Origin of the sequence: Isoptericola sp. NPDC060257 (assembly GCF_042726645.1) — a bacterium.
Taxonomy (GTDB): Bacteria; Actinomycetota; Actinomycetes; order Actinomycetales; family Cellulomonadaceae; genus Isoptericola; species Isoptericola nanjingensis.
Genome location: NZ_JBHXAW010000322.1, coordinates 1 through 4555 on the forward strand (window position 1 = coordinate 1; position 4555 = coordinate 4555).

Here is a 4555-nt window from a genome sequence, read left to right on the forward strand (position 1 = left end):
CCTGGTGCGGCGGCCTTCGTCGTTCCCGGGCGCGTTCGGACGCGTCCTGGGTCAGGCCGTGCGACGCGACAGCAGCGCCGCGACGAGGAAGCAGAGCGCCCCGACGAGCGTCCCGGCCTGGTCCCACCACGCGCTGAGGTAGGTGCCCGTGGACGGCTCCACGTACGCCCCGACGGCGGAGGCGGCGAACGCCACGGAGCCGACGGCGTTGAGCCAGGTACCGTGCCAGGTGCGGGCGTCGAGGTCCCACAGGTGCCCGCGGTCGCGGGTCGCGACGATCGCGAACGCGGACGAGACGAGGAACGCGACCGAGCCGTACGCGTCGGGCTTCCACCCGGCGCCGAGCCGAGCCGGGTCGTCGACCGCGGCCGCCAGGGCGGCGACCGTGCTCACGTTGAAGCACACGGTGCCGGCGAGCTGGACCGCGGCGGCCCACCAGTCCCACCGGTCGGCGGGGTGCGTGCCCGCGCGCGGCGGGCGGCGGCCGCTGAGGCTCAGCTGGACGAACGCCGCCGCGGTGAAGAACACAGACCCGACGACGAACGTGACGCCCGCCCCGACCGCGCCCACGGCGTCGGCGTACGGCGGGAGCGCCCCGACGAGGAAGCAGGACGACCCGACGGCGAAGCCCCACGCCTCGCGGCGCAGGCGGCGTCGCGAGGTGCTCGGGTCTGTTCGGTCCGCTTCGGACACCTCAGCAGACTAGGAACCGTCGCGCGCGACCTCAACCGCCCGGACGCAGTTCACCCGGCGGGAGGGCTCACCACGTACGTCGCACGGTCGCCTTGCCGCCGGTGACGAGGCTCCGGGGCGGCACGTCGTCGGCGACGACGGACCCGGCGGCGATCACCGAGTCCCGCCCGATGGTGACGCCCGGCAGGACGGTCGCGCCTGCGCCGATCCACACGTTCTCCTCGACGTGGATCGGGCCGCCGGTGAGCCACACCCGCCGGTCGTCGGTGTCGACCGGGTGGCCCACGGTGATGAACGTGACCCGCGGCGCCACCATGACGCGCTCGGCCAGCCGGATCCCGGCGTAGTCGAGGAAGGTGCAGTTCTGGTTGACGAACACCCGGTCGGCGAGGTCGAGGTTGAGGCCGTGGTCCGTGTAGAAGGGCGGGTAGATCGTCGTCCTCGGCGGGACGGGACGACCGAGGATCTGCTCGAAGAGCTCCGCCTTGCCCGCCTCGTCGTCGAACGGGAGCACGTTGAGGCGGGAGGTGAGCTCGGTGGCGCGGAGCACCCGCTCGGACATGGCCCGGAACTCGGGGCCGTGGATGCGCAGGAGGAGGTCGCTCGGCATGCCTCGATGGTGCCGGGCGGGTGCGACATCTCCCGCTCACGACGTGCCGGGAGCGGCCGGGCGCGGTGCGGCGCCGAGCCGCACGACGGCCGTGCGGTCGTCGACGCGGACGGCGTGCGCACGGACTCCACGCTCGACGGACTGCGCCGGCCGCTCTCCGCCGCGCAGCGGCGGCAGTACGCGGAGATCATGGCGCCGCTCGCCGACGCCTGACCTGCACGGCGCCCGAGGCCGGGCCGGATCGCGCCGCGCGCATGTGACGAGGTGGTGGAAGTCGTCGACCAGCGGTCGGTGGATGCGCAAAGATGAGGGGCGTGCCCCTCCGGAACGTCCGATTCGTCCTGCCCGCCTTCCTGACCGGTGCACTCGCCCTCACCGGCTGCGCGGCCTCGCCGCCCGGCGAGACGGCGAGCCCGTCGACGGGCGCCCCGGCGGTCGCGGTGCGCGACCTGTCCACGCACACGGTGCTCCTCGACGCGGCCGACCCGGTCGAGCTCGCCCTCACGACGAGCCAGACGGTCTTCGCGCGCTCGGAGGTCGTGGTCCTCGCGGACGCGGACGACGCGGGAGCGCGGGAGGCCCTCGCTGCCACGGCGGTGGCCGTGCACGCCCCGGCGCTGCTGGCGGACGACGCCGGGACGGGGGTCGCCGAGGAGCTCGAGCGGCTCGGCGCGCGCGCGGCGGTCGTGGTCACGGGCGACGCGCGGGTTGAGGACGCCGCCGCGGATGCCGCGGACGGCACGGACGCCTCGGGCGCTGCCGACGAGGGCGCCGAGGCGGAGCCGGGCGCGGCAGCTCGCCAGGTCGCGGACGCCGCGGGCGTCCAGGCGATCACCGCCAGCCCCGACGTCGCCGGCGGGGAGGGCGACACGGGCGACGGTGCGGGCCCGACGCTCGAGGACGACGACCTGGAGGATCTCGTCGACAGCCTCGACTCCCTGCTCGGCGGGGGCCCGGGGGCGTCCCCCTCCGCGTCCGGAGGGACGGAGGGGGCGCCCCGCCTGCTGCGCGAGGTGCTCGCGCTGGTCGACCCGCAGGAGGGGCAGGAGGCCGCGATCGCCTCGCTGCGCGCGGCGGGGGCCGTGACGACCGAGGTGCCCGGCGGCGACCTCGCGTCCGCGCGCGTCGTCGAGACGGTGGACCGCGCGCAGGCGCTCACCGTCGTCGGGGTGGGGCGGTCGTTCGGCGACGCCGGGACCTTCGCCTGGCGCGTCGCGGCCGCGGAGCGGGCGGCGCTGCTGCCCACCGGGTCGCAGCACCTGCTGCCGGCGCGCTACGTCGCGGTCGACGGGTCGGTCTGGGACGAGCCCGCGTCCGCCGTCGCACGGGCGCAGGCCGCGGCCGCCGCCTACGTGCCGGGCGACGACGCGCCGGACGACGCCGCCGACGCCCCCGTCGTGCCGACGCTGGTGCTGCCGGTCAGCGCCACCGCGAGCGGCCCGGGCGAGGACGGCGACTGGGTGACGCAGGAGGACGTGGACGCGCTGCGCCCGCTGGTCGACGCGGCGCGGGACGCCGGGGTGTACGTGCTGCTCGACGTCGGGGCCGGGCCGGCACCGGTGGTCGAGCAGGTGCGCGCGGCCGAGCCGCTGCTGCGGACGCCCGGGGTGGGGGTCGCCCTGCACCCCGAGTCCCGGGTCGGGGACGGTGCCGCGACGACGTCCCACCAGATGACGGTGGACGAGCTCGACGACGTGACCACGTACCTGGCCGACCTCGTGGCGCGGGAGGGTCTTCCGCCGGCGCTGCTGGTCGTGCACCAGACGCGACCCGAGTCCGTGCCGGACCGGTCCCTGCTGCGCTCGGTGTCCCAGGTGGAGGTGCTGGTCCTCGCCGACCTGACCGGCGGCGCCACGACCGGCGAGTGGGTGTGGAACCAGGTGAGCGCCGACCTGCCCGACGGCGTGCACCTCGGGTGGTCGGGTCCGGCGGCGGGGGCGGCGGGGGCGGTCGTCCCGACCGACCCGGCGCCGGTGCTGATCGCCACCTCCTGATCGCCACCTCCTGGCCGTCGCGTGCGGTCCGGCGCGGTCGGACGGCGTCGTTGACAGGGGTTCGATCGATTCGGCAGGATCGCTAACGTAACGTTTCGATCCTCCGTCGGCGCCGACCGGGTGCCGTCGACCCGCGCCCCTGGAGACCGATCATCGTGCTGTCCCTGATCCCGTGGCCCACCGTCGTCGACGGGCAGGACGCCGCCCCGCTCGCCCTGGACGTCGCCCGCCTCGTCGCGCCCGACGACGCCCTCGCCGCCGTCGCGGCCGAACAGCTCGCGGCGGCGGGCGTGCGCGTCGTCGACACCGTGCCGGGCCGGGAGCCCGCCGGGCCGGACGGCGCCACGCCGGTCGTCCTGCGCCTCGACGACGCCGCCGGACCCGAGGGCTCCGACAGCCCCGAGCGCTACACGCTGCGCGTGACGACGGCGGGCGTGGAGGCCACCGCTCCGGAGCCGGTCGGCCTGCTGCACGCGGTGCGCACGCTGCGCCAGCTCGTCCCCGCCGCCGCGGCGGGCGGCGCGCGCGAGGTGCCCGCCGTGGTCGTCCACGACGCGCCGCGGTACCGCTGGCGCGGGCTGTCGTTCGACGTCGTGCGGCACTGGTTCGGCCCCGAGGACATCCGCGCCGTGGTCGACCTGGTCGGTGCGTTCAAGCTGCGGGTGCTGCACCTGCACCTCACCGACGACCAGGGCTGGCGGATCGAGACGCCGTCGCGCCCCGAGCTGGAGAAGGCGTCCGACAGCCAGGTCGGCGGCGGCACGGCCGGCTTCCTCACCGTCGACGACTTCCGCGAGCTGCAGGAGTACGCGGCGGCACGGTACGTGACGATCGTCCCCGAGTTCGACATGCCCGGGCACATCAACGCGGCCACGCAGGTCTACGGGGCGCTCACCAAGGACGGCCTGCCCACCGAGCCGTACGAGGGCATCGAGGTGGGCTTCTCGCGCCTCTGGTTCGACAACCCCGCCACCGAGCCGTTCCTGCGCGACGTGATCGGCGACGTCGCCGCCATGACGCGGGGCGACTGGGTCCACGTGGGCGGCGACGAGGTCCACACCATGGAGGTCGAGGAGTTCGCGAAGTTCGTCGAGCTCGCCGGTCGCATCGTGCGCGAGCACGGCAAGACGCCGATCTTCTGGCAGGAGGGCGCCCGGGGCCCTGTCGAGCCCGGCACGCTGCTGCAGTACTGGGAGCCCAAGGGCGAGGAGTTCGCGCGCTTCGTCGCCGCGGCGCACGCGGGCGCCCGGTTCATCAT

General features: G+C 75.8%; 5 protein-coding genes. 3 read left to right on the forward strand and 2 right to left on the reverse strand.

The genetic code is table 11. The features are described from left to right. Window positions 1–51 precede the first annotated feature (51 nt). Both ACFWEK_RS19120 and ACFWEK_RS19125 read right to left on the reverse strand, forming a co-directional pair. On the reverse strand, window positions 52–693 hold the full coding sequence (locus ACFWEK_RS19120; RefSeq protein WP_430555064.1) for a hypothetical protein: 642 nt from the start codon (window positions 691–693) through the stop codon (window positions 52–54). Between the two features lie 67 nt (window positions 694–760). Beyond that, complete coding sequence (locus ACFWEK_RS19125; RefSeq protein WP_430547219.1) at window positions 761–1303, reverse strand: sugar O-acetyltransferase; 543 nt, start codon at window positions 1301–1303, stop codon at window positions 761–763. Between the two features lie 6 nt (window positions 1304–1309). On the opposite strand from ACFWEK_RS19125, the gene ACFWEK_RS19130 reads away from it, so the two are divergent. The 3 genes from ACFWEK_RS19130 to ACFWEK_RS19140 all read left to right on the forward strand — a co-directional run. Further along, window positions 1310–1516 (forward strand): hypothetical protein, encoded by a 207-nt coding sequence (locus tag ACFWEK_RS19130; protein ID WP_430555065.1) that lies wholly within the window; start codon window positions 1310–1312, stop codon window positions 1514–1516. Between the two features lie 101 nt (window positions 1517–1617). After that, complete coding sequence (locus tag ACFWEK_RS19135; RefSeq protein WP_430555066.1) at window positions 1618–3297, forward strand: hypothetical protein; 1680 nt, start codon at window positions 1618–1620, stop codon at window positions 3295–3297. A gap of 155 nt (window positions 3298–3452) precedes the next feature. Then, the coding region (locus ACFWEK_RS19140; RefSeq protein WP_430555067.1) for a family 20 glycosylhydrolase at window positions 3453–4555 on the forward strand (1103 nt) is incomplete at its 3' end.